General features: G+C 69.7%; 12 protein-coding genes and 1 pseudogene. 5 read left to right on the forward strand and 8 right to left on the reverse strand.

Translation table 11 applies throughout. The features are described 5' to 3' along the window. Positions 1–61: 61 nt before the first annotated feature. On the reverse strand, positions 62–772 hold the full coding sequence (locus tag ACI1MP_RS31365; protein ID WP_380333665.1) for a lytic polysaccharide monooxygenase: 711 nt from the start codon (positions 770–772) through the stop codon (positions 62–64). A gap of 403 nt (positions 773–1,175) precedes the next feature. Here ACI1MP_RS31365 and ACI1MP_RS31370 point away from each other — a divergent pair, with 403 nt between their 5' ends. After that, entirely contained in the window at positions 1,176–2,291 is a 1,116-nt protein-coding gene (locus ACI1MP_RS31370) for an LLM class flavin-dependent oxidoreductase (RefSeq protein ID WP_404870061.1), read from the forward strand. A gap of 7 nt (positions 2,292–2,298) precedes the next feature. Here the strand turns inward: ACI1MP_RS31370 and ACI1MP_RS31375 are convergent, their stop codons facing one another. Further along, entirely contained in the window at positions 2,299–2,952 is a 654-nt protein-coding gene (locus tag ACI1MP_RS31375) for a class I SAM-dependent methyltransferase (RefSeq protein ID WP_404870062.1), read from the reverse strand. A gap of 123 nt (positions 2,953–3,075) precedes the next feature. Between ACI1MP_RS31375 and ACI1MP_RS31380 the strand changes: the two genes are divergently transcribed. Both ACI1MP_RS31380 and ACI1MP_RS31385 read left to right on the forward strand, forming a co-directional pair. Further along, complete coding sequence (locus tag ACI1MP_RS31380; protein ID WP_380333662.1) at positions 3,076–4,215, forward strand: sensor histidine kinase; 1,140 nt, start codon at positions 3,076–3,078, stop codon at positions 4,213–4,215. A gap of 67 nt (positions 4,216–4,282) precedes the next feature. Continuing rightward, positions 4,283–4,933 (forward strand): response regulator, encoded by a 651-nt coding sequence (locus ACI1MP_RS31385; protein WP_380333661.1) that lies wholly within the window; start codon positions 4,283–4,285, stop codon positions 4,931–4,933. A 119-nt stretch (positions 4,934–5,052) separates the two neighbouring features. Here ACI1MP_RS31385 and ACI1MP_RS31390 read toward each other — a convergent pair whose 3' ends face one another. From ACI1MP_RS31390 to mycP, 5 genes are all read right to left on the reverse strand, one after another. Further along, complete coding sequence (locus ACI1MP_RS31390; RefSeq protein WP_380333660.1) at positions 5,053–5,409, reverse strand: hypothetical protein; 357 nt, start codon at positions 5,407–5,409, stop codon at positions 5,053–5,055. A 5-nt stretch (positions 5,410–5,414) separates the two neighbouring features. Beyond that, entirely contained in the window at positions 5,415–6,815 is a 1,401-nt protein-coding gene (locus tag ACI1MP_RS31395; protein WP_380333659.1) for a uracil-xanthine permease family protein, read from the reverse strand. Positions 6,816–7,286: 471 nt separating this feature from the next. Beyond that, a complete protein-coding gene (locus ACI1MP_RS31400; RefSeq protein ID WP_404870063.1) occupies positions 7,287–8,126 on the reverse strand; it encodes an IS5 family transposase in 840 nt (279 codons plus the stop codon). 886 nt (positions 8,127–9,012) lie between these two features. Further along, complete coding sequence (locus tag ACI1MP_RS31405) at positions 9,013–9,537, reverse strand: hypothetical protein (protein WP_404870064.1); 525 nt, start codon at positions 9,535–9,537, stop codon at positions 9,013–9,015. A gap of 193 nt (positions 9,538–9,730) precedes the next feature. Continuing rightward, a complete protein-coding gene (gene mycP / locus ACI1MP_RS31410; RefSeq protein ID WP_404870065.1) occupies positions 9,731–10,969 on the reverse strand; it encodes a type VII secretion-associated serine protease mycosin in 1,239 nt (412 codons plus the stop codon). A 478-nt stretch (positions 10,970–11,447) separates the two neighbouring features. Between mycP and ACI1MP_RS31415 the strand changes: the two genes are divergently transcribed. Next, positions 11,448–23,756, forward strand: coding sequence for a LamG-like jellyroll fold domain-containing protein (locus ACI1MP_RS31415; RefSeq protein WP_404870067.1), 12,309 nt, complete (start codon positions 11,448–11,450; stop codon positions 23,754–23,756). Positions 23,757–24,322: 566 nt separating this feature from the next. Beyond that, positions 24,323–24,697: a hypothetical protein gene (locus ACI1MP_RS31420; protein WP_404870068.1), complete on the forward strand. Its 375-nt coding sequence runs from the start codon at positions 24,323–24,325 to the stop codon at positions 24,695–24,697. A 628-nt stretch (positions 24,698–25,325) separates the two neighbouring features. Here ACI1MP_RS31420 and ACI1MP_RS31425 read toward each other — a convergent pair. Beyond that, positions 25,326–25,481, reverse strand: a pseudogene (locus ACI1MP_RS31425) (nitrate reductase); the annotation flags it as partial. Positions 25,482–25,925 lie beyond the last annotated feature (444 nt).

A 25,925-nucleotide genomic window follows, 5' to 3' on the forward strand; every position in this document is an offset into this window, starting at 1 on the left:
CCCCCACAGGGAGCCGCCGGGCGGTCGTCGTGTCACATCGAGCCGGGACTGCTCGCCGGGGCTACTTGCAGGCCCCGAGGTCCTCCCAGACGCCCCACTGGCCGGTGGAGCCGGGCTGCTCGCCCTGGGTCCACCACTTGGCGCGCCAGTTGTGGTTGCCGTAGGAGGCGCCGTCGCCGCTGTTGTAGACCCGGGCCGGGTCCCACGCGGCGGCCGTGCAACTGCCGTTGCCGCCACCCGGGGTGCCGCCGCCGGTGCCGCCGATGTTGACGTCGATGCAGGAGTAGAAGGCGTTGGCGGTGTCGGAGACGTTCCACACCGCGAGGACCTTCTGCCGGCCGGTGTAGCTGCCGAAGTTCACCTGGTGGCTGACGTCCGCCGGGGGCTGGGCGTTGTTGCCGGAGAACTGGGCGATCAGCTGGCTGCCGATGAAGTACTGCCAGTTCGCGGTGGCGTGCCGGGCCGACAGGTGCCAGCTGAAGGTCTGGGTGGAGGACACGTTGGCGACCTGCCAGCCCTTGGAGTCGTCGTCCAGCTCCGCGTACTCGGAGTGGCCGCCGCTGCAGCTGAACAGGCCCTTCGGGCCCTCGACGCTCTGCGGTTCGTACTTGATCTGCCCGCAGACCACGACGCCGTTGGCGCACTGCGCCTGGCGGCTGGCCGGGTCGGTGACCCAGCCGTGGGCGCTGGCGGTGCCGGCCGACAGGGTCAGCCCGAGCAGCGGGGCGACCAGCGCGCCGATCGCGGCGGTCACCTTTCTGTTTGCCTTCATTTCCGTGCCTTCCTGATGTGGGGTCAGGGCGATCCCTCCCGACGCCGATGGGGCGGGCCGGGAGACGGCCATAGGTCTAGACCGGATGCCGAGGGAGACGATAGCGCCGTACCGGGCGGGGTCAAGGGGGTGCGCCGGACGAGGACGCCGTGCGCTGCGCGAACGTGGTAACTTCCGGGCGTGCCACAGCGACTCTTCCTGACCACCCGGGGGCACATCGACCTCCTCCGGGTGTGTTCCGCTGCCTGTCGCCGCTCCTGAGCGACCGCCCGTCCTCCCTCGCCCGCCGCGCGACTCTCCGCGGCGGCGCCCCCGCGTCCCGGCCGCCGTGCGACCGTCCGCCCCCGCGTCCCGACCGCCCCCGGCGGTGCCGCGCACCGTCTTGCAGCAGAGGATCGATCCGTTGTCCGACCGCGCCCCCGTGTTCCACTGGTTCCTGCCCACCGGAGGGGACGGCCGCGACCCCGGCGGCGTCACCGCCGTGCAGGGCCGGACCGGCGCCGCCACCCGGCGGCCCGCCGACGTCGGATACCTCGCGCAGGTCGCGCAGGCCGCCGAGCAGGCGGGGTTCGTCTCGCTGCTCGCCCCGGTCGGACTCGGCTGCGTCGACCCGTGGATCCTGGGAGCGGCGCTCACCCGGCACACCGGCCGGATCGGCTTACTGATCGCCTTCCGGGCCGGTCTGGCCAGCCCCACCCTGATCGCCCAACAGGCCGACGCCTTCCGTCGGTTCGCCGGCGGACGGCTCCGGCTGAACGTGGTCACCGGCGGCGACCCCGCCGAGCAGCGCGCGTACGGCGACCGGCTCGCGCACGACGAGCGCTACGCCCGGACCGATGAACTGATGGCCGTGCTACGGGAGTTGCTGGCCGGGAAGCGGGTCGACCACCGGGGCGCCCACCTGCACCTGGAGGGCGCGCAGCTGGTCGATCCGGCGGTCGAGCACCCCGTCCCGCTGTACTTCGGCGGCGCCTCGCCCGCCGCCGAGCAGGTCGCCGCCCGCCGCGCCGACGTCCAACTGCTGTGGGGCGAACCGCCGTCGGCGATCGGCGAGCGGATCGGGCGGCTGCGCGCGCTGGCCGCCGGGCAGGGGCGGACGCTGCGGTACGGGCTGCGGCTGCACGTGATCAGCCGGGACACCGCCGAGCAGGCCTGGGCGGAGGCCGACCGGATCCTCGCCGGGATCGACCCGGCGGCGGTGCGGGCCAGCCAGGCCCGGTTCGCCGCCATGGACTCCACCGGTCAGGCCCGGATGGCCGCTCTGCACGGCCACGGCATCGGCACCGGACGGGAGTTGGTAGTCGCCCCGAACCTGTGGGCCGGCATCGGCCTGGTCCGGGAGGGCGCGGGCACCGCCCTGGTCGGCTCGCACGACGAGGTCGCCGCCCGGCTCGCCGAGTACCACGCCCTGGGCATCGAGGAGTTCGTGCTGTCCGGCTACCCGCACCTGGAGGAGGCGTACCGGGTCGGCGAGGAGGTGGTGCCCCGGGTCAGGGCCCTTGTTGGGCAAGGAGATTGACGCTCATTCAATTATCCGGGTGCAGCTGCCAGACCCGGGCCGGGGGAAGGTTCGCCAGCACGGTGCGGCACTCGGTCCGGCCGCCGCGCAGGTGCGCGGCCATCGCGCGGTCGACCGCCGCGTGCCGGTGCAGCTCGGCGCGGGTGGCGAACATCGCTCGGGCGCGGCGGGTGCCGAGGTAGGCGAACCAGGTCAACGTGCCGCCCGGGTGCAGCAGTTCGAGGTAGCGGGCCATGATGCGGTCGACCTGGGCGGGCGTGAAGTTGGTCAGCGGCAGGCCGGAGACGATCACGTCGTAGCGCCGGTCGGTGGCCAGCTCCTCCACGTACGCCTGGTGCACCGTCACCCGGGTCGTGCTCTGCGCGGCCACCAGGTCGCGCAGCCGGTCGGCGAAGCGCGGATTGGCCTCCACCACGTCCAGGCGGGCGCCGCGCGGCAGTTGGGGCAGCAGGACGCGGGTGACGGCGCCGGTGCCCGCGCCGGCCTCCAGGACGTCGATCGGGTGCGGGGCACGGGCCCGGACGGGGGCGGCCAGGGCGTGGGCCAGGGCCCGGCTGCTGGGGGCGACCGCACCGGTGGTGCGCAGGTCGCGGACGGCTTCACGGAGGAACGCCCAGCCGTCGGCCCGGGGCCGCGGCGGGGGAGAGGTCTGCTCGGTCATGGCTTCGACGCTAGGAACCGTGAGGACGCGGCAGATCCGCCGTGCGGCGGCCGTCCGGACCGACGAAAGTCGGTGGTGGGAACGGCCGTTCGTCGATTCCGCGAGCCGGGCAGGCTGCCTAGCATGGACGTCGTGAGGTGGTGGCGGAGCCCGCTGTGGGCGACCTTGGGGCGGGCGGCGGTGCTGGCGTTCCTGGTGGCGGCGATCGACAACAACGGCGCCAAACTCGGCGACGGACACCGGCACTTGACGGTGACCGTGGCGGCGACGGTGTGCGCGCTGATCCTGGCGGTCCCCCGACTGCGGCTCACCGTCGCGCCGTTGGCGGCCGTCGCGGTCACCGCGTGGTGGGGCTGGCTGACCGACCTGCTGCTCGCCGTGGTGATGTTCGACCTGGCGGTGGCGCGGCGGACCCGGCTCGCGCTGCTGTGCGCGGCGCTCGCGCTGGCCGGAAACCTGGCGGGGGTGCGGGCCGCCTCGGTGTGGGTCGGGCAGCGCTGGCTGTCCACGCTGACGGTGCTGCTGTTCGGGCTGGTGCTCGGCCTGTGGCAGGGCAACCGGCGCCGACTGGTGCACACCCTGGCCGGGCAGGTCGAGCAGCTGCGGGTGGAGGCCCGGCTGCGGGAGGACGCGGCGCGCGCCGCCGAACGGTCCCGGATCGCCGCCGAGATGCACGACGTCCTCGCCCACCGGCTCAGCCTGATCGCCCTGCACACCGGCGTCCTCGCCACCCGCGGCACCGCGCTGCCCGGCCCGGTCGCCGACCGGCTGGCGATGCTCCGCACCACCTCCGTCGAGGCGCTCACCGACCTGCGCGAGGTGCTCGGCGCGCTCCACGACCCGCACGCCGGGCCGGCCGACGCGCCCGCCGTCCGCGAGGTCGCCGCGCTGGTGGCGGACGCCCGCGCGGCCGGGCAGCAGGTCGCGCTGACCGTCACCGGCCGGGCGGCGGACGCGCCGACCACGCACCGGCTGGCCGCGTACCGGATCGTCCAGGAGGCGCTGACCAACGCCCGCAAGCACGCGGACGGGGCGGCGGCGGAGGTCCGGGTCGACTACCGGCCGCCCGCCACCCGGGTCGAGGTCACCAACGGCGCGGGCGCCGCCGGGGCCGCCGCCGTTGACTCCGGCTACGGTCTGGTCGGCCTGCGCGAACGCGTCACCGCGCTCGGCGGCCATCTGGACGCCGGCCCGGCCGGCACCGGCTCCTGGCGGCTGTCCGCCCGCCTCCCGCACCCCGCCCCGAAGGACGGTCCGGCATGACGCGCGCACCGGACGAGCCGGTGGCGGGCAAGCGCTTTCCGCACGGCTCACCGAAGGGCGGCACCCGATGATTCGCACCCTGGTGGTCGACGACGACGCACTCGTCCGTCTCGGCCTGACCGACCTGCTCGACGGCGACCCCGGCATCGAGGTGGTCGCACAGGCCGCCGACGGCCTTCAGGCGATCGAACGGGCAAGCGCTTTCCGCATCGACGTCGCGCTGGTCGACGTCCGGATGCCCCGGATGGACGGCATCACCGCCACGGCCCGGCTGCGCGCCCTGCCGCAGCCGCCGCGGGTGATCACGCTGACCACCTTCGACCTCGACCGGTACGTCTACGACGCGCTGGCCGCCGGGGCCGACGGGTTCCTGCTCAAGGACACCGACCCGGCGGAGATCCTGCGCGCCGTCCACCTGGTCGCGGCCGGCTCCGCGATGCTCCACCCGGCCGCCGCGCGCCGCGTCATCGACCGGTACCACGCCACCGGCCGCACCGCCGCGAGCGCGGCCCGGTCCCGGCTCGACCGGCTCACCCCGCGCGAGCGCGAGGTGCTGGCGCTGCTGGCCGAGGGCCGCGCCAACGCCGACATCGGCGAGCGGCTCGCGATGCGGGAGAGCACCGTGAAGGCGCACGTCAGCCGGATCCTCACCGCGCTCGGCGTCAGCAACCGTGTCCAGGCGGCGCTGCTGGCCCGGGACGCGGGGCCGGTCGGTTGACGCGCCGTCACACCAGCCGGACGTGCTCGACCGGCGGCAGGACGGCGCGCTCGGCGTCAGCAACCGCGTCCGGGCGGCGCTGCTGGCGCGGGACGCGGGGCTGGTCGGTTGACGCGCCGTCACACCAGCCGGACGTGCTCGACCGGCGGCAGGACGGTCGGCATGTCGTCCGTCACCCAGGCGTACTCGAGCGCCGACAGCGTCCGGCCGGCGTCGTCCGTCCACAGCAGCAGCTCGCCGATGTACTCACCGTCCTCGTCGATGACCGCCGCGCCGACCGGCGCGAGCCGGGACGGCCCTGTGTGCCGGCCCGGCTCGTCCACCCGCAGGTCCACGCTGACCGAGCCCGGCGCCCAGGGGCCCACCACCTCGGTGCGGTCCAGCTGGGCGCGCAGCTCGGCCGCGCCGTCGAACTCCGCCGAGAGCAGGTGCTCCAGCAGCGCGCGTTCGGCGGAGTTCAACGGGCGGAGGGCCATCCCGGTCAGCTCTCGGGACGGCTGTTGTCGTCGTAGCTGCTGGTGCCCTCGTCCAGCAGCGGGCCGTTGGCCGGGCTGGGGTGCTTGAGGTGCGCCGGGGCCATGGCGCGCAGGGTGTGGTAGCCGGTCAGGACGATCAGGGTGCCCAGGGCGATGCCCCCGAGCTCGAAGTTGTCGGTGATCTTCAGGTTGACGTTGCCGATGCCGACGATCACGCCCGCGGCGACCGGGACCAGGTTCAGCGGGTTGGTCAGGTCCACCTTGTTGTGGATCCAGATCTGCGCGCCGAGCAGGCCGATCATGCCGTACAGCACCACCGTGATGCCGCCGAGCACACCGCCGGGGATGGCCGCGATCACCGCGCCGAACTTCGGGCACAGGCCGAACAGGATCGCGAAGCCGGCCGCGCACCAGTACGCCGCCGTCGAGTACACCCGGGTCGCCGCCATCACGCCGATGTTCTCCGCGTACGTGGTGGTCGCCGGACCGCCGACCGCCGTGGACACCATGGTCGCCGCGCCGTCCGCCATGATCGCGGCGCCCATCTTGTCGTCCAGCGGGTCACCGGTCATCTCGGAGACAGCCTTCACGTGGCCGGCGTTCTCGGCGATCAGCGCGACCACCACAGGCAGTGCCACCAGGATCGCGGACAGCGAGAAGCTCGGAGCGTGCAGCGACGGCAGGCCGATCCAGTCGGCCTTGCCGACGCCCGACAGGTCCAGACGCCAGTGGTCGACGGCCGCGCCGCCGCCCACCGGGGAGTTGATCTTCCCGAAGACCCGGTCGAACAGGAAGGACACCAGGTAGCCGAAGACCAGGCCCAGGAAGATCGCGATCCGCGACCAGAACCCGCGCAGCACCACCAGCGCCAGCCCCGTGAAGAACATCGTCAGCAGCGCCACCCACTGGTCCTGCGGCCAGTACGTGCCGGCCGCGACCGGCGCCAGGTTGAAGCCGATCAGCATGACCACCGCGCCGGTGACGACCGGCGGCAGCACCGCGTGGATCACCTTCGCGCCGAAGCCCTGCACCACCGCACCGCACGCCGCCAGCACCGCACCGACCACCAGCAGCGAACCGGTCAGCGTCGCCGCGTCCCCGCCCTGCGCCTTGATCACGGCCGCCACACCGACGAACGACAGGCTGGAGCCCAGGTAGGACGGGATCCGGCCGCTGGTCACCAACAGGAAGAAGATCGTCGCGACACCGGAGACCATCACCGCCAGGTTCGGGTCCAGGCCCATCAGCACCGGGGCGACGAAGGTGGCGCCGAACATCGCCACCACGTGCTGCGCCCCCAGCCCGATCGTGCGCCCCCACGACAGCCGCTCGTCCGGCTTGACCACCGCCCCGGGCTGCGGGGCGCGGCCGTCCCCGTGCAGCTTCCACCCGAACGCGACCTTCATGTCCTTGCCTCGTCTCTGTGCTCTGCCGTGCGAAACCCTGGTGGGCGACCATGCAACCGGTCGCGACATGATCTCCTATCGCTCCCACCGCCCTGACCTCGGGGGATCACCCGCCCGGCGGTACCGCAGAACCCACCATCCCCGGTTACCCACCGTCACTGAAGGCGGCAGTGAAGAGGGGGGATCGGCATCAACGACGAATACGACCGCGTCGACCGAACCGCGCGGTACACGCTGCCGGCCAGCACGGCTGTCTACGCAATGAAGCCACATCGGCCGGCGCTCCGAGTCGAAACCCGGCAGAGCCAACGTCCCACTCGTCGGCGGGTAGGCGGGAACCGACCGGGCGCGCGTTCGGCCCTCCCTCGACAACATGACTCGCCAACCGACCCAAAGCGGAGCATCTGCCAGTGGAGCCCGGCCGTACGGCCGGGTTCCACTTACTGGGCGTTTCACCCCGGATTCCGATGGTCAGGTTCCGCGCCAGGTGGGGGTGTTTTCGCCGGTGAGTCGGCGGGTCATGAGGCTGATCATCGCGACGTGGACCATGGCTTCTGAACGGGCGGGGAGGGCTTCGTAGTCGCGGGCGAGACGGCGGTGGTTCATCAGCCAACCGAAGGTGCGTTCGACGACCCAGCGGCGGGGTTGGACGACGAATCCTTTGGTGGTGGGGTCGCGGCGGACGATCTCGACGTCGATGCCGAGGGTGGCGCCGTGTTCGACGACGGCGTTCTTGTAGCCCATGTCCGTCCAGGCCTTGCGGACGGCGGGGTGCTCGGTGGCGACCGCGGTCAGCAACTGCTTGCCGGCGGTGCCGTCCTGCACGCTCGCGGCGGTGACCAGGACCATCAGCAGCAGGCCGATCGTGTCGGTGACGATGTTGCGTTTCCTGCCCACGATCTTCTTGCCGGCGTCGACGCCCTGCGAGAAGGCGGGGACGTTCGTGGAGGTCTTCACGCTCTGCGAGTCGACGATGCACGCCGTCGGCTCCGGATCGCGGCCCTCGGCGGTGCGGACCAGACGCCGCAGCAGCCCGTTGAGCTGCTCGAACACGCCTTCCTTCTGCCATCGGGCGAAGTAGGCGTAGACGGTTTCCCAGGGCGGGTAGTCGTGGGGGAGGTAGCGCCAGGGGATGCCGGTGCGGTCGACGTAGAGGATCGCGTCCAGGAGGTCGCGCAGTTCGTGCTCGGGAGGCCGGCCGAACGCGAGGGCGCGCTCGGTGCGTGCCCGGCGCCAGGCGGTGAGGGTGGGCTCGACCAGGGCCCAGCGGGCGTCGGACAGGTCGCTCGGATACGGTCGACGATCCGTCATGACAACGGCATACTGCGGGATTGCCGTGCTTCCCAGGACTCGCGGCATCCGAGGGACAAAAGCCCGTGCGCTCGACTTCTTGGGACGAGACAGGAGGAACCGCGCAGTTCCGGCGGACATAGGTGCAACAGTGGCACTCCTGCCACCAGGACCCCAAGCGTCACCGAACACCAGCAGCCCGAGCTCCCCGAAAATCGGGATGTACCATCCCAACTACGGGTGAAACGCCCAGTTACTGGGCGTTTCGTCCCTGACTTTGGACGAAACGCCCAGTAAGCGAGGACCGAAGGTCCTCCAAAAACGGGATCATTCCCTGGCCTTCCCGCCGTCCAGCACGCAGAACAGGTCGGCGCCGTCCATGGTGACGGACGTCGTGCAGCGGTCGTACTCGCAGCGCGCTGGGGGTGAAGCCGCTGACCGCGATGTAGAGGCCCAACGCGTTGTGGCCCTTGCGATTGACCTTCTTCTCGAAGACATCGAGCGGCTCACGCTCCATCGGGCCTCTGTGCCACTTCGCCTCAATGATGGCCGGCACCGCAGCCGCCGTTACCACTCTGCGCACCGCCTCCGCATGCGCAACCCCCGCCGACGCCACCAGTCAGCCGTCCCCAGACCCGGCTGGTAGCTCGACGCGGCGTCAACTTCCTTGCGTTGCAATACCCACCCGAAACACCCGTGATGCCCACCGAGCAATTGCGCCACCTGACAGGCGCCGCCGCCGCTGCCCGGCGAAGAGGCGCTCGTCCAAATGGCCAGGTACATGGGCTGGTTCACCGGTGTGCTGGCCGCAGCGAATGCCTCCGGCGCAGCCGTCCACGACGCAGGTGCCGCCGCCAGCTGCAAGCCCGCCGCAACGGTGTCGCGGGCGCTGCCGGGCCGCGGCTCGTCAGTGCTTCGCGGCGAGGTCGTGGACGTTCTTGCCGAGCTGGTCGACGAGCTGATCGCCGGTCAGTGCGGTCGCGCCCTTGAGGTCGACTCCCGCGGGTGGGTCTACGACGGCGAAGCGGACGTGCGGCGAGACCTTGACGGCGGCCGGAACCGCGCCGTCGAAGGCGCTGCCCGCGGTGACGATCAGGGTGCAGTGCTGAGCGACCAGACCGGACAGGTAGGGCGCGGCCTCCTCGGGGCCCTTGGCGGTGACGACAAGTTGCTGGACGTTGACTGGGTTGTCCTTGCCGGCCTGCTGGAGGACCGTCCAGGTGTGCTGGACGACCTGGGCGGAGGCCACCGAGTCGTCCGCCGCGAGGCACGCCGTTGGCCGGCCGGAGTAGTCGTTCGCGGCGACTTTCGGCACGGCGTGGCTGTTGTCCCACGGCTGGAGCCAGGCGGTGAGGGCCGTTCCCAGCAGGATGACGGCCAAGGTCGCCAGAACGAGTCCGCGCCGGGTCGGCGGACGGGATGCGAGCTTCACGGGATCACCGGTTTCTGTGCACCTTGTGAGCGGCGTGTCGATTCCGTCCGGTCGCATTCTCCGGGCCGGCGGGATTCTGAGCATGCCATTTGAGCCATTGGCGAAATGCAGGCGGATGTGACGCCGGTCGGTACGCCGACCACTGTCGCGGCATTGTTTGAGACCGCTGCGACGAATTTCGGAACGGGATTCCTCACCTGGCCTTTTCGGCCGTTTTTGCGGCGTTCCTGGTGTTCTTCCCATTCCTCGGGGGCTGGCCTGGAGCCGACTGTCCGCGCGCATTGCCGACGCTTTTCGGTGTGACCGGCGGGTGTGACGGCATAGCGGCGGCCCAGGTGGTCCGGCGTCGCCTCGTGACGATCGCGGCGACCGCGACGCTCAGCACCGCCAGTACGGCCGCCGTCCAGCCGAGCCAGGCCGGCCATCTGGAGGCCGAGGCCCGCGCGGGCGCGGCGGTCGGAGAGTCGAGAGGGTTACCTGTGTCGGTGGTGTCGATCGTGGCGCTCAGGGCCGCGAAGGGGTCGAGCAGGCCGTAGCCGAACTTGGGGTCCGGCCTGTTGCGGTGGTCCTTGGTGGCGCCGATCAGGCGGCGGACCGCCTGGCCCTGTGTCAACTCGGGCCACCGCGAGCGGATGAGGGCGGCGGTCGCGGAGACGTACCCGGCGGCGTAGCTGGTGCCCTCCGCGTGGACGTACTGGCCGATGTCGTTGGTCGAATAGATGTCGCTGGCCGGGGCGGCGACCGCCACTCCGGCGCCGGATTCGCTGGGCGTCCAGAACGAGTCGTCCTCGTTCACGCCGGAGACCGACACCACGCCGGGAAAGGCGGCCGGGTACTGGACCGGGTTCCCGGCCGTGCCGTGGTTGCCGGCGGCGGCGACCACAACCGCGTCCTTGCGTAGCGCGTACGCCACGGCCTGCTTCAGCAGCGGATCGGGCGTCGTGGTGCTCAGCGACACGTTGATGACGCGGGCGCCGTGGTCGGTGGCCCAGACGATCGCCTGGGCTACCACGGAGGGCAGCATCTGCTCGCCGGAAGCCACTTTGACGGGCAGGATCTTTGCCCCCGGGGCGAGTCCGAACATGCCCTGCCCGTCGGTCCCGCCGGTGCCGGCGATGATGCCGGAGATTGCGGTGCCGTGGGAGTCCTCGGAGGTGTCGCTGCGGCCGTCGCCGCCGTCGCCCAGCAGGCTCGTGCCGGGCAGCACCTGCCCTGCCAGATCGGGGTGGGAAGCGGCGACTCCGGTGTCCACCACGGCCACTGTTACGCCGTCACCACGGGACACGGTCCAGACCCTGTCCGCGTCGAAGTGCCGCGCATCCAGTGGCCACTCGGCGCCGCGTATCGGCTCGGCAGAGGCTGGCACGGCAGCGGCCCAGAGAGTGACTGCGGCAGCGGCACCGGCCGCCCAACTGCGCCAATGGCCTGACACGAACTCTTCCCCCTCGCATTTCCTGGGCCTTCAAGTAAGCCATCGCTCGGCAAATTTCGGCCAATGGTCGGTGCCATGGCGGCAGCTGATCCTACAGAACGGGATGGGCGGAACGAAAGACCCATTTTGTGTCGGGCTCCGGGCGGCAGTTGGCGGAGGATTTCCCATTGAATCCCCATGGATAGGAAAAGGATTGGCAAGATCATTTCGGTCGAAGTCTGCCTTGAGTCGTCGAAACGGGGCAATTTGCTCTGGAGGTCCTCTAGACGGGACATGTGTGCGAACGGTAAGTGTTCGCCGTCAGCCCTGTGAGGGGTGTGGCTTTGAATCTGTCCAGGGGAGATCCGACGTGCGTCGCTCGTCCGTGAAGTCCGTTGTCCAACGTGCCGCCCACGCGGCCAGGACGCCGATGGCACGTCACAGCACCACCCCTGTCGCCCGGGCCGGCCGGTGGGTTGCGGTCGTTGTCGGTCTGGCCATGGTGCAGACTGCGATTGCCGAGCCGGCTACGGCGTTCACTACACAGCAGAGCGCGAAGGCCGCCACCGCCCGGGCCGCGGCCGACACGCCCCATCAGCTCGAGGGCAGCGCCGACGGTCGATCCGGCAGCGTTCCGGCCTCCGCCACCTCCAGGTCCGGTGCGGGCGCGGGCAAACATAGCCCCGCTCCGGGTGAGCTGCCGGCCGACACCGTGACCGACGGGGCCGGTCCGCAACCGTCCGAAGGCGGCCGCGGCGCCATCGCCGCCCAGCCGGTCGCGCCGCCCGACAGCCCGCGAAGCACCGGGACTCCAGTCTCCCAGGCGGAGAAGGACGGCAACCCCGCCTACCGCGGCCAGTCCGCCGCCGACACCACCGCGCTACCCGGGCCCGCCTCCGACGGTGCCGAGGTCGTCGGCGCCCGCAACCGGGACTCCGCGACCTTCACGAACCCCGACGGCACGAAGACAACGCGCGTCTACTCCCGTCCGGTGCACTACCGGAAGCCCGACGGGACCTGGGCGAATATCGACACCAACTTCACCACTGCGGCGGGCCGGTGGACCGAGACGGCCAACAGTCAGGACATCTCCTTCGCGGCCCGGGCCGACGACCGGACCCTGGTGACCCTGGCCGTCGACGCTGACCACAAGGTGTCCTACGGGTTGCAGGGCGCGGCCCCCGTCAAAGCGACGGCCAACGGCGACACCCTCACCTACCCGCGAGCCGCCCGCTCCACCGATGTCGTCTACAACGGCCTGGCCAACGGCATCAAGGAAACGCTCGTCCTCAACGACGCCGACGCCCCTACCAGTTGGACCTTCCCACTGGACCTGACCGGCCTGACTCCGGTCGTCGGCAGCCTGGGCGACCTGGAATTTCGGGACGCTTCCGGTGCCGTTCGCCTCACCATGCCGCGCGGCAGCATGGAGGACGCGAACGTCGACGTCCACAGTGGCCAGGGCGCGATATCGACGGGCGTGAACTACACGCTGATTACGGTCGACGGCAAGCCAGCTATGCGGATGGATCTGGACGCAGCCTGGCTGCACGACAAGGCGCGCGCCTACCCGGTCCGGGTAGACCCGACCAGTGCCGGCAACGTCAACGCAGGCCGGACCACCTTCGTCGAGTCCGGAGCCGGCGGCTACAACGGCAACAACTCCGGTGCCGCCGAGCTGCGAGTGGGCACCTACGACAACGGCGGCCACGTCGACAACAGCTACCTGTACTTCCCCGGTGTCGGCAGCGCCCTACACAATCAGTTCGTGGTGGGCGCCAAGCTTCACGCGGTCAACACCCACTCATGGAACTGCGACGGCGCACCGGTCTACATCAACAAGATCGACAGCGGGTGGGACCCGTCTACGATCCACGACTTCCCCGGTCTGACGATCGGCCAGCAACTCGCCGTCAACACGGCATCCGCCGGCGACAAGTGCTCCGTCGGCATCAGGGACGAGATCTTCCAACTGGGCAAGAACCAGCTCGACCCGGGCACCGCGCTGGTCAACAGTTGGGCCAACGACGGCGCCAACTACGGTCTGGCGATGACAGCGAGCTCCACCGACGTCAATGGCTGGAAAAAGTACGACAGCGTCAACACCTCCTACCCGCCCTACCTGGAGATCACCTACGCGGACTGGGCGGCCGTCTACGGCAACCCCACCAGCTACACGCCGCCGACCGCGACGCAACCCGGCTCCATGCCGCTTACCATGACCAACCGGTCAGTGAACTGGTGGAACAGCTCGTCGATGCAGGTCAAGCCGCGGTTCTACAACTCCAACAACATAGAGGTGTTCCCTGCGGCGAACGTGCCGCTCACCGGCGTGCCCGGCCTGGTCAAGACCGGTGAAACCGTCACCTTCAACGCGACCATCCCGCCGCTGCCCGCTGGTCAGAACTACCAGATGTGCTGGGACGGACAGGTCAACGGCAACACCTCGCTCGCCGACTCCTACAACGTCATGATGGGCGCCTGCGTCTGGATCCAGTCCCAGAACGCGAACCCCCAGATCGACACGGTCCTGCCACTCGGGAACACCCAGGTCGGCACCATCACACCGGAGCTGTACGCGTCCGGCCACGATCCCGACAACTACCCGGGCAATGGCCTCGACTACGACTTCCAGGTCTATTCGACCCCTGTCTCGGGCAGCCCTCAGAAGCTCGCCGACTCCGGTTGGCAGCCCAGCAACTCCTGGCGGGTGCCCGCCGGAATCCTTGCTTGGAACTCCACCTACACCTGGACCGTCAAGGTCGGCGACCACATCGGGGAGAGCCTCCCGACCACCCCGATCCCCTTCAGCACCACGGTCCAGCAGCCGCTCATCACCTCCCGCCTCGGCGGTGCTGTCGGCAACGGCACTACCCGGAGCTTCGACCCGCAGGCCGGTAACTACACCACCGGCACCACTGATGCGTCGGTTGTTGCGGTCGGCCCGGCGCTGGCCGTCAACCGGACCTACAACTCGCTCGACCCGCGCACTGCGTCGTTGTTCGGCGGTGGCTGGTCCTCTCTGTACGACATGAGCGTGGTGCCGGACGCGGACGGCAGCGGCGGTGTCGTACTGACGACCGCCAGCGGCCGTGCCGAGCGGTTCGGGCGCAACGACTTTCAGCTCACCAAGCTGGCTGGCGCGGGGGACCAGACCGGCGACGGCATCGACGACGCGGTGGCGGTCGACTCCAGCACCGGCAAGCTGTGGCTCTACCCCGGGCCGGACTTCTCCCAGGCCAAGCGTCGCCTGCTCGGTGACGGCTGGAGCGGCATGTCGCGGATCGCTGGCGGCGACGTCACCGGCGACGGTGTCGGTGAGGTGCTGGCGGTGGACGGTTCGGGCGCTCTCAAGCTGTACCCGGGCCGGGCCGGCACCAGCCTGGGAACCCCGGTCACTCTCGCTGCCGACGGCTGGAACGGCATGACTGGTCTCGCCGTCACGCCGCCGCTGGCCGCCGACGGCAAGAAGGACCTCGTCGCGGTCGACCCCGCCACGGGCACGCTCTACGCCTACCCGATCGCGGCCGACGGCTCGTCGATCGGCGCGCGCACCGCACTCGGCGGCAGCTGGAACGGTCTGCGTGAGCTGACCGGCGGCGACTTCAACCACGACGGGCGCGGCGACCTCGTCGCCATCGACGGCTCCGGCAACCTGCTGCTCTACCCCGGCATCGGTAACGCGACGCTCGGCTCCTCCACTCTCGGCAGCCCCGTCCAGCTCGGCACCGGGTGGGACGGCATGCGGGACCTGACCCCGGTCAACGGCATCGCCGGCGATCCGGGGACTGACATCCTCGCTGTCGACAAGGCCACCGGCGTCCAGTACCTGTACCACTCCGGCAGCACCCCGCAGTGGTCGGCGGCGGCGCGCACCACCACCGGCATGGCCGTCTACACCTCGCCCGCCGGCGAGTTCGAGACGCTGGCCGCCCGGGCGGGCGGCGGCTTCACCCTCGCCGACAAGACCGGTACCGTTTACACCTTCGCCCAGCCCGCCGGCGCCGGGTTCCTGCTGACGCAGATCACCGACCGCCAGCAGCACACACAGGCGCTGCGCTACACGGGCGGCAAGCTCGACACCGTCACTGATCAGGCCTCCGGCCGCGCCCTGCACTTCACTTGGACCGCCGACGGCCGGCACGTCGCACAGGTCGCCACCGACCCGGCCATCGCCGGCGACGCGAGCACGGCGCTCGCCTGGACCTACAGCTACGACACGGCCGACCCGGACCGGCTCGCCCAGGTCTGCACCCCGCCCGCGGGCACCAACACCGCCCGCCCCTGCACCGCCTACACCTACACCACCGGATCACACCTGAGCTCGGCCGTCCTGGACGCCGGGCCGGTCTCCTACTGGCGCCTGGGCGAGGCCTCCGGCACCACCGCCAAGAGCGAGGCGATCGCCAACCAGGGCACCGACACCGCCGCCTACTCCGCGCAGGGCGTCGCCCTCGGCACCGCGGGCCCCGGCAATGGGTCTGCCGCCACGGCCGCCACGTTCAACGGCACTTCCGGCGTCGTCACTCTGCCCCGCAATCTGCTGGATGCCTCCGCCTACGCCACCATCGGCCTGTGGTTCAAGACCACCGGCCAAGGCGTGCTGTTCGGCTACCAGACGGATGCCTTCCCCGCCGCCACCACGACCGGCAACTACACGCCGGCGCTGTACGTCGGAACCTCCGGCAAGCTCTACGGCGAGCTGTGGAACAACTGGGTCAACCCGATCGCCTCCGCCAATCCCGTCAACGACGGCAAGTGGCACTACGCGCTGCTGACCGGTGCCGGCGACACCCAGACCCTCTACCTCGACGGCACTGCCCAGGGCAGCCGCACCGGCCAGATCGTCGCGCCCGGCCAGCGCGTCGCCACTGTGGGCGCGGGCTTCACCGGCGGCATCTGGCCCGACGAACCGCTGTACAACGGCAGCGACAACACCGGACGGCCGTCGTACTTCAACGGCTCGATCAGCGACGTCGCGTTCTACAACCGCACCATCGGCGCACCCGCCGTGACCACGCAGTGGACCGCCGCGCAGAAGCCCTCCGCTGAACTCACCAATATCGCCCTGCCGTCCGGCAAGACCAAACTCGCCGTCACCTACGACACCGTCAACGACCGCGCCACCCAGTACACCGACCCCAACGGCGGCGTCTGGAAGCTCAACCAGCCCGCCGTGGCTGGCTCCGAACAGGAGTATCGCAGCGCCGTCCTCGGCTCCCGCCCCGCCGGCTACTGGCGCCTGGCAGAAGGAAAAGCCGGCCAGGCCACCAACGCCGTCTACAGCCCGCGCCCCACCCCGAACAACGGCACGTACTCCAACGTCGCGCTCGGCGCCGCCGGGCCCACCACCGGCAGCACTGCAGCGACCTTCGACGGCACTACCTCCTGGGCCGAGATCCCCGCCGCCTACGCGCCCACCACTGGCACCGGCGCCTTCGCCCTGTGGTTCAAGACCACCGGCCCCGGCGTTCTGATCGGCTACCAGTCCTTCCCCATCGGGGGCGCCCACACCGGTGGCGTCGACAAGTGGAACCCCGCACTGTACGTCGGTACCGACGGCAAACTCCACGGACAGTTCTGGACCGGCGACCCTTCGAAGACCCTCGTGACCACCGCCACCGTCACCGACGGAAAGTGGCACCAGGCCGTGCTGTCCGCGGACAACCCCACCAGCCAAACCCTCTATCTCGACGGCCAGGCGGCAGGCACCCTCACCGGAGACATCAAGCCCAACGGGCAGACCCACGTCTACCTCGGCGCCGGCACCTTCGACGGCGGCTGGCCCGGCAAGTCGACCGACCCGTCCGGCCACTTCAACGGCCAGATCGCCGACGTCGCCGCCTTCGACCACGGCATCAACGCCGCCGCCCTGTACGCCCAGGCCGCCAATGGCACCGCCGCGTACGACGGCGCCGTCGTCGACGCCCACCCGTCCGGCTACTGGCGCCTGAACGACACCGCCGGAAACCAGGCCGCCGACCTGCTCACCTCCCAAGCCCTCGCCCAGAACCAGGGCACCTACTCCAACACCACCCAGGCCGCCGGCGGCCCCTATAGCACCGGCAGCACCACCACGGCCACGTTCAACGGCACCACCTCCTACGTCCAACTGCCCCCGAACGCCGCCCCGCACATCGGCAACACCGCCACCGTCGAAGTCTGGTTCAAGACCGCCAAGGCCGGCGTCATCTACAGCTACCAGTCCGACCCCATCGGCGGCGCAACCCCGGCCACCTACACCCCGGTCCTGTACGTCGGCGCCGACGGCAAACTCCGCGGCCAGGTCTGGAACGGTGACAACACCAACACCGCCGTCTCCGCCACTGCCGTCAACGACAACGCCTGGCACATGGCCGACCTCGTCGTCGGCTTCGCGAACGGCTCCTTCTCCCAACAGCTCTTCCTCGACGGCGCCGCCACCGGAAGCACCATCACCGGCCCCACCAAGTACACCAGCCCCCAGTACTCCTACCTCGGCGCGGGAACCGTCACCGGCTGGCCCAGCCAACCCACTGACGCCAACGGGCACTTCACCGGCCAGATCGCCGACTTCTCCTACTACGGCTACGCCCTGGAGACCAACACGATCGGCCGTCACTACAGCTACGCCACTGCCCCCGCCGGCGAGGCCGGCAGCCAGTCCGCGAACTACCGCACCGGAGTCATCGACTCCACCCCCGAGGCCTACTGGCGGCTGAACGAGCCCGCCGGCGCCAAGATCGTCCAGGACACCCTCGGCACCGCCCTGCCCGAACAGGGACACGGCACCTACACCAGCACCAACCTTGGCGTCACCGGCCCCTCCGGCAGCTCCGACGGCACCGCCGCCTCCTTCAACGGCACCACGTCCTCCCTCCAACTGCCCGCCTCCGCCATACCTGTCCGCGGCCCCAACAGCATCGAGCTGTGGTTCAAGACCAGCAACGCCGGTGTGCTGTACGGCTACCAGTCCTTCCCGCTCGGCGCCGCCCACACCGGCGGGGTGGACCAGTGGAATCCCGCCCTGTACGTCGGCACCGACGGCAAGCTCTACGGCGACCTGTGGACCGGCGACGCCGCCAACACCCTGACTTCCACCCAGAACGTCAACGACAACACCTGGCACCACGCCGTCCTCGCCGGCGACGACAACGGCCAGACGCTCTACCTTGACGGCGCCAAGGAGGCGGGCAGCACCACCAAGCGCACCGTGTTCGCCAACGGCACTGCCTACGCCTACGTCGGCGCCGGCACCGCTGACGGCACCTGGCCCAACCACCCCACCAGCCCCGACGGACGTTTCACCGGCACCATCGCCGAAGTCGCCTACTACCCCTCCGTGCTGAACGCGGACGCCGTCACCGCTCACTACAAGGCCATGGGCAGCGCCGCCGCCCAGACCAAGATCACCACCGCCACCGCCAGCGACCCGCTCTCCCACACCCTCACCTGGCGCTGGGACGCCCGCACCGGCCAACTCACTGCCACCACCGACGCCAACGCCGCCACCACCCGCTACAGCTACGACACCCACGGCTTCCTCTTCAGCGTCACCGACCCTGACGGCCACACCACCACCACCGGCCACGACGAACGCGGCAACACCGTTTCCACCACCACCTGCACCGACGCCGCGCACTGCCACACCGCCTACGCCACCTACTCGCTCGACCAGGCCAACCCCTTCAACCCCGCCAGCGACAGGCTGCTGACCAGCAGCGACGCCCGCGCGAAGAACGTCAACGACACCACGTACGCGACCAGTTACGCGTACAACGCGCTTGGCGACCCCACGTCGACGACCACCCCCGCCACCTCCGACTTCCCCAGCGGCCGCACCGCCACCGTCACCTACACCACCGGCACCGAGGCGGCCGTCGGCTCCACCGGCACCCAGCCCGCCGCACTTGTTGCCACCAGCACCGACACGGCGGGGGCTACCACCGCCTACGCCTACGACAAGGCCGGCAACCTCAACCGCACCATCGCTCCCACCGGCCTGGTCACCACCTACACCTACGACAACCTCGGCCGCCGCACCACCGCCACCACCACCTGCACCGACTGCGGCCCCGCCGCGGCCAGCACCACCACCACCTCCACCTGGGACGGCCTCGGCAACCTGCTGACCCGCACCGACCCCGCCACCACCGACGCCATCACCGGCACCGTCCACACCCGCAAGACCACCACCGGCTACGACACGGACGGCAACCCCACCACCCAGACCGTCTCCGACACCACCGGCGGCGACAGCCCCCGCACCACCACCTGGGCCTACAACACCCACAACCAGCTCTTCAAGACCACCGACCCCGCCGGCCGCGCCACCAGCTACCTCTACGACGCGGAAGCCCACCCCATCAACCGCACCGACCCCGCCGGCACCTCCTGGAGCTACACCTACGACGGCAACGGCCGACTCCTGCGCACCGGCATCAACAACTACACCGGCAGCCCGCTCGACCCCGTCCCCTCCCGCTTCCAGATCCTCGAAGCCCGCGCCTACGACCCCGCCGGCCGCCTGGCCACCGTCACCGACGCGATGGGCCGCACCACCCACACCTACTACAACGACGACAACTCTGTCGCCGAGACCGACCTCGACGCCTACCGGAACCCCGACGGCACCCAGCGCGCCATCGTCCTGCAGCAGAACACCTACGATGCCGCGGGCCATCTCACCCAGCAGACCAGTGGCGGCGGCAAGACCACCGTCGTCACCGCCTATGACGCCGCAGGCCGCACCACAGCTACAACGCTCGACCCCGGCGGCCTGAACCGCACCACCGCCTACACGTACGACGCCGGCAACAACATCCTCACCAGCGTCCTGGCCGGCGGCGGCGAGAGCCGCGAAACCGACGCCACCTACAACAAGGTCGGCCAAGTCCTCACCCAGACTGTCAAGAACACCCCCGCCGACTCCGTCGTCAAGAACACCTACGACCAGCGTGGCCTGCCGCTGACCACTACCAGCCCCCTCGGCAACGTCACCGGCGCCGACCCCACGGCCTACACCACCACCTACAGCCACGATGCCCTGGGCCGCCTCACCCTCACCACCGCGCCGCCCGCCGACACCACCACCGTCGACCCGGCCACCGGCACCGCCACCGTCCTGCACGGCACCCGGGCCATCTCCCGCGTCGGCTACGGCATCGACGACCAGCCGACGTCGACCCAGGACCCGACCGGCAACGTCACCACCCTGACGCACACCTGGGACCAGACGACCGGGCACCACGAGTCCGCTGCCCGCACCGCCTACACCGCCCCCCGGCAGAACACTGCCGTCACGGCCGTCACCCAGGTCGACTACGACGCCCTCGACCGTCCCAAGACCCTGCACGACGCCAAGAACAAGCTCACCACCCAGACCTACGACCAACTCGGCAACCTCGTCGAGACCGACTTCCCTCAGGTCGACGGCATCACCCCGAAGTCACTCACCACCTTCGACCTGGCCGGCGAGACGCTCTCCGCCACCGGTCCGACCGGCGCCCGCGTCGAAGCCACCTACGACGACCTCGGCCGGCAGATCACCGCCACCGAACTCGTCCGCCGCACCACCACGACCGACGCCTACACCAGCACCGTCACCTACGACGACGCGGGCAACGCCACCTCCGTCACCACCCCGGCCGGGCTCCGCAGCACCGCGGCCTTCAACGCCGCCGGCGAATCCACCTCGGCCACCGACTCGCTGAGCAACACCACCACCAGCACCTACAACCTGGCGGGCCAGCCCACCAGGATCACCCAGCCCGGCGACCAGCCCGGCACCGCCGGCCCCGCCGCCGTCACCACCTACGACCGGGCCGGCCAGGCCAGGACCACCTCCCGCCTGTCGACCACCGGCACCGTGCTGGCCACCACCAGCACCGGCTACGACGTTGCAGGCAACGCGGTCACCGCCACCGACGCCGACGGCAACACCACCACCGCGGCCTTCGACGCCGTCGGCCACGTGGTGCGCCACGTAGAGCCGGTCTCCGCAACAGCGAGCATCACCACCGCGTTCGGCTACGACGCGGCTGGCCACCGCACTGCCTACACCGACGGCAACGGCAACACCACCTACTACACCTTCAACACCCTCGGCCTGCCCGAGTCCACCATTGAGCCCGCGACCTCCGCCTACCCGAACGTCGCGGACCGCACCTACACAACCGCCTACGACATCAACTCCGCGCCCGCCACTCGGATCGAACCCGGCGGCGTCACCCTCACCAACACCTACGACGCCCTCGGCAACGTCACCGGTCAGAGCGGCACCGGCGGCGAAGCCACCACCAGCCCGGCCCGCACCTTCGGCTACGACCTGGCCGGCCGCCTGACCTCGCTGTCCACCCCGGGCGGCACTCAGACCTTCGCCTACGACGACCGCGGCCTACTGGCCACCGCCAACGGGCCCGCCAGCCAAGCCAGTTACACCTACGACGCGGATGGCAACCTCACCACCCGCACCAACGAATCGGGGAGCGCCACCTACAGCTACGACGGCGCCGGACGCCTGAAGACCTTCGCTGAACCGCTCACCGGCACCGCGCTCACCTACGGCTACACCGCCCGCGGCCAGACCTCCACCGTCCAGTACGGCACCGGCGACAAGCGCACCTACACCTACGACGACCTCGGCAACGTCACCGGCGACAGCCTCGCCACCGCCACCGGCACCGCCGTCTCCTCCCTTACCTACACCTACTTCCCCTCCAGTCGCCTCAAGACCAAGACCACCGTCGGCCTCGCCGGAGCGACCACCAACACCTACAGCTACGACCAGGCCGGACGACTCAGCACCTGGAACAACGGCGCGACCCCCACCACCTTCGGCTACGACGCCAACGGCAACCTCACCGCTAACGGCGCAAACACCGCCACCTACAACCAGCGCAACCAGCTCATCTCCAACAGCCTCGGCGCCAGCTATACCTACACTGCCCGCGGCACCCGCTCCACCAGCACCACCGGCGGCACCACGACCACCGCCACCTACGACGCCTACGACAAACTCACCGCCCAACAGGGCCAGACCTACAGCTACGACGCCCTCGGCCGCCTTGCCCAGTCCGGCACCCACGCCTTCACCTACGACGGCGACACCGGCACCCTCACCTCCGACGGCGCCGAGCACTACTCCCGCACCCCCGGCGGCACCCTCACCGCCATCGGCGCCACCGGCGCGGCGGCGCTTGCCTACACCGACCGCCACGGCGACCTGATCGGCACCTTCACTCCCACCGCCACCGCCCCCGCAGGCTCGACCTCCTACGACCCGTGGGGCAAGCCCACCGCCCAGACCGGCACCACCGCCAACCTCGGCTACCAGGGCGGCTGGACCGACACCGCCACCGGCCAGGTCAGCACCTCAAGCCGCTGGTACGACCCGGCCACGTCCGGCTTCACCAGCCGCGACACCGTCCTCCTCGACCCGATGTCGTCGGCCCGGGCCAACCGCTACCAGTTCGGCGACGCCGACCCCGTTCAGAACGCCGACCCCGACGGCCACTCCGCCGGCTGCGCCGGCGCCAGGCACACGGTGATCGCGTCCGGGGCGGCCGCAGTGGCCGCGGTGGCCGGCGCCGCAGTGGCCATGGAGAACTACGAGCTTGGCCCTGCGCCGAAGAACCCGAGCAAGTACCGGTGGTTCTCGTCCGGGCCGCAGTACACCTTCAACTACAACGCCTTCTACGCATCGGCCAACCTCCAGGCCCTCGGCTACTTGAGCAGCGGCGGCGGGTCCTCGCTGTATGTGTCCATGTCGCAGGCGAACAAGCACGATGTCCTCCAAGGGCTCGGCATGGGCCTGTCCGCGGTCGCCGCCGGAATGTACATCGGCAGCAAGATGACTCCGCTGGGGATGGCCACGTCCGGCTACTCGAGCTGTGACGTCGCAGCGCCGGTCGTGAAGATCGACCGCACCAAGATCGCCCCGGGCAAGGCGATCGGCGGAGCGGAAGGCACCTACACCGCCGGCGCAACCTACGGTGTGGCCGCCGCGGCCACTGCGACCGCCACTGTCACGGCCACCGCTAACCCGACCGCTGGGGCCGCGGCCTTCACCGCGGACGCCGCACAGGAAGCGGCAGGTCTAATCTCGACCACCTTCCCGGCAATCGCCGGCGCGGGTGCATGGGGAACGGTGAGCCCAAATCTGGGGGCGGTCACTGGAACACTCCTGGACAACCCGATCGACGTAGCGGCCGGTGCGCCAAAACTTCTGGACAACCCGGTCAATGCGGCAGCGGCCCTCGGTACGGTGCTGGTGAGCCCAGCAGTCGCACGAGCCGGCGATGTCCTAACTCGCGAAAATATTTACTACCATGATATTCAGCAGGGATGGGGGACGCGCGGCCCGCGGGGAGACCTCGGATTGCCGGGCGCTATAGTTATGCAGACCGAAGGTATGGGCTGGGAGGAGATGCTTCAGGCGGCGACCGCGCTTGCTACGGGCATGCTGACGGATGCGGCAGTCCATTTGAACTCCAGTGACCGCCTTCTTGCGAAGAGAGCGGGCGCCACGTATGTAGGTGCAGTTAACATGGAGACTAGGCAGATTGCGGCAACATGCTCCGGGAATGGATCATGTGGCGAGATAAACATAATGGAGAGCACCGGGTGGGGGCTTGCGGGTCTTATCTTCGGGCGAGCCTTTGAGGCCATTCCAGATTCAGTCGGGGGGTATTCTATTGAGCAGAGGGATGTTTGCGTGCAATGTCAGAGGAGGATTCCGGGGTGGGCATTTGGTCCCGACGTCTTCTTTGATCCAGGGTATGAAGGTGGAATCCTTCCCGCGAATCCTTTGAAGTGGATGCGTCAGTGAACCTTTCATTGATCGAGATTGATCGCGTCGACTGGAATTCATATCAGTGTGGGTGTGGCCGCCCGGCGGGTCATCTTGCGAAGATTCTGCAAATCCTAGTGTCTGCAACTACGGAGGATCAGATATCTAGGGTTGACCTGTCTGGGCATGTTGAAAATCAATCAATTCCATCCGATGTGGCGCCGGCTGCTATATCCGTAATGATGGCCGCGCTAGGTGAAGAACTGCATCCAGCGGCTCGTCACAAGATCCATCTTGCAATCCATCGATGCCTTTGTGGGGAGGAGCCGATTCTGGTTGACGGTATCCCGGTGTCGGCATGCGAAAGCGCAGCCCGCGAAGGGCTCTGGCAGCTATATCGAGATGCCGCTGCCGGCTTCGGGGTGGCCCCATTGGTAATCAATCTTATCTGCGGGGAGCGGTCGCGCCTTGACTATTTCATTAGTCGACTTGAAAATCCCCCAAGGTGGGTGGAGAGTTGGAATTCGAAAGTGTCAAATTCGTGAGCCTGAAATAGCTCTTCAATGAGTGGACTTGGGGCGGTGGTCGGAAGGACCATGCTCGCCATGGACGATGAGAGTCACACCACTGCTTTGAAGGAGCTTCAGCGCACTGTCGATTCCCTGACAACGGCCGTGCTGCGCCGAGCTCCCAAAACTGTGCCGCGCATCAGCCGCCGGCGGCATGCCTTCGAACGCGGTCTGCGGCGACATTGGGGTAGAGGACTGGGTCTCTACCACCTGACCCTTGATCAGGCCCGTGAACTTGGCAGCGAGATCAACCGTGTGGTCGAACCTGCGGAGCGCGACCAGGTGTTCCAAGTCCTGACTCGCTTGCATGCCCGGGCGTGCCGGATCGCCGACGAGGTCTACTGCCTGTTGGGCTCAGGTCACGGCGACGGCGCGATGAACGGTGCGGCTGCTCTACGATCGGGGGATTAGGTGGTCGGACCCTTCTCGCCGCCTCCTTGGATTTCATGGGTCTGAATAAGTCGTGACCGTATATAATGTAATTGGTAGGCGCTCGAGCTTGGGGGTCTCGAACCCGGCGGCATCATCCCCGCGCGGGCGGGGCGCGGGGTCGTCCATGTCGGAATTGCCGGATGGACCATCCCCGCGCGCAGGGAGCAGTCCATCTTGCGGATCAGTCGGGTGAGCAGGACGGGGTCATCCCCGCCGACGCGGGGATGACCCCTCGTGGCCGACGAACACGTACTGGCACTCCTCCTGCTCCCCGCGTCGGCGGGGATGGTCCCGGCATTACGGCGCGCAAATGGGTCGGGCCCGCTGCTCCCCACGTCCGCGGGGATGGTCCCGCCCGCGACGGCGCCGCGTACGGCCGTCAGGCCTGCTCCCCGCACCCGCGGGGATGGTCCTCGGGCCACCGGTCGGCGGTGTTGGACCGCTGGCCCCTGCCGGAGCGTCAGTGGGCTCCGCAGATCGCTGGCGATTCGTGAGGGCGGGGGAGCTGTTCGAGGCCTTGCCGGGCGAGGCCTGCGACTTCTCGCTCCGCCGGGGATAGGTAGCGCGGCTAGTTACTAATCGGACTTCGGTCTCATCATGCTTTGGCCGGGGCGACGAAAGTGGCCCCAAACATAGCCACGACGTGCTGCGCCCCCAGCCCGATCGTGCGCCCCCATGACAGCCGCTCGTCCGGCTTGACCACCGCCCCGGGCTGCGGGGCGCGGCCGTCCCCGTGCAGCTTCCACCCGAACGCGACCTTCATGTCCTTGCCTCGTCTCTGTGCTCTGCCGTGCGAAACCCTGGTGGGCGACCATGCAACCGGTCGCGACATGATCTCCTATCGCTCCCACCACCCTGACCTCGGGGGATCACCCGACCGGCGGTATCGCAGAACCCACCGTCCCCGGTTACCGACCGTCGCTGAAGGCGGCAGTGACGCCGCCCGCGCGGCTGCTGCGAGTGCGTCATGCCCGGACCGGGGGACGTGGTCGGAGCGGGTCCACGGCTCCTACCTGCGGCCCAGCTGCCAGCGGCCCGTGACGGTTGCTCTGCGGGTGCACCGCTTCGCCTGCCGGGCCCTGGTGGGCCAGGGCCGCCGCCTTCGGCAGTGAACTCGCGACAGGTGACATGTCACACCCTATTGATCGCCCCGTCGGTCCTGTGAGACGGTGCGTCACGCGCTTCGGATGCCTCCCACATTTCGACG

This window comes from Kitasatospora griseola (genome assembly GCF_044999035.1).
GTDB lineage: Bacteria > Actinomycetota > Actinomycetes > Streptomycetales > Streptomycetaceae > Kitasatospora > Kitasatospora griseola.

Excerpts from the sequence above, each read along its gene's own strand:
- ACI1MP_RS31400 (WP_404870063.1), bottom strand. The coding sequence starts at position 8,126 with ATGACGGATCGTCGACCGTATCCGAGCGACCTGTCCGACGCCCGCTGG.
- ACI1MP_RS31365 (WP_380333665.1), bottom strand. The coding sequence starts at position 772 with ATGAAGGCAAACAGAAAGGTGACCGCCGCGATCGGCGCGCTGGTCGCC.
- ACI1MP_RS31390 (WP_380333660.1), bottom strand. The coding sequence starts at position 5,409 with ATGGCCCTCCGCCCGTTGAACTCCGCCGAACGCGCGCTGCTGGAGCAC.
- ACI1MP_RS31375 (WP_404870062.1), bottom strand. The coding sequence starts at position 2,952 with ATGACCGAGCAGACCTCTCCCCCGCCGCGGCCCCGGGCCGACGGCTGG.
- ACI1MP_RS31380 (WP_380333662.1), top strand. The coding sequence starts at position 3,076 with ATGGACGTCGTGAGGTGGTGGCGGAGCCCGCTGTGGGCGACCTTGGGG.
- ACI1MP_RS31415 (WP_404870067.1), top strand. The coding sequence starts at position 11,448 with ATGGTGCAGACTGCGATTGCCGAGCCGGCTACGGCGTTCACTACACAG.
- ACI1MP_RS31385 (WP_380333661.1), top strand. The coding sequence starts at position 4,283 with ATGATTCGCACCCTGGTGGTCGACGACGACGCACTCGTCCGTCTCGGC.
- ACI1MP_RS31395 (WP_380333659.1), bottom strand. The coding sequence starts at position 6,815 with ATGAAGGTCGCGTTCGGGTGGAAGCTGCACGGGGACGGCCGCGCCCCG.
- ACI1MP_RS31420 (WP_404870068.1), top strand. The coding sequence starts at position 24,323 with ATGGACGATGAGAGTCACACCACTGCTTTGAAGGAGCTTCAGCGCACT.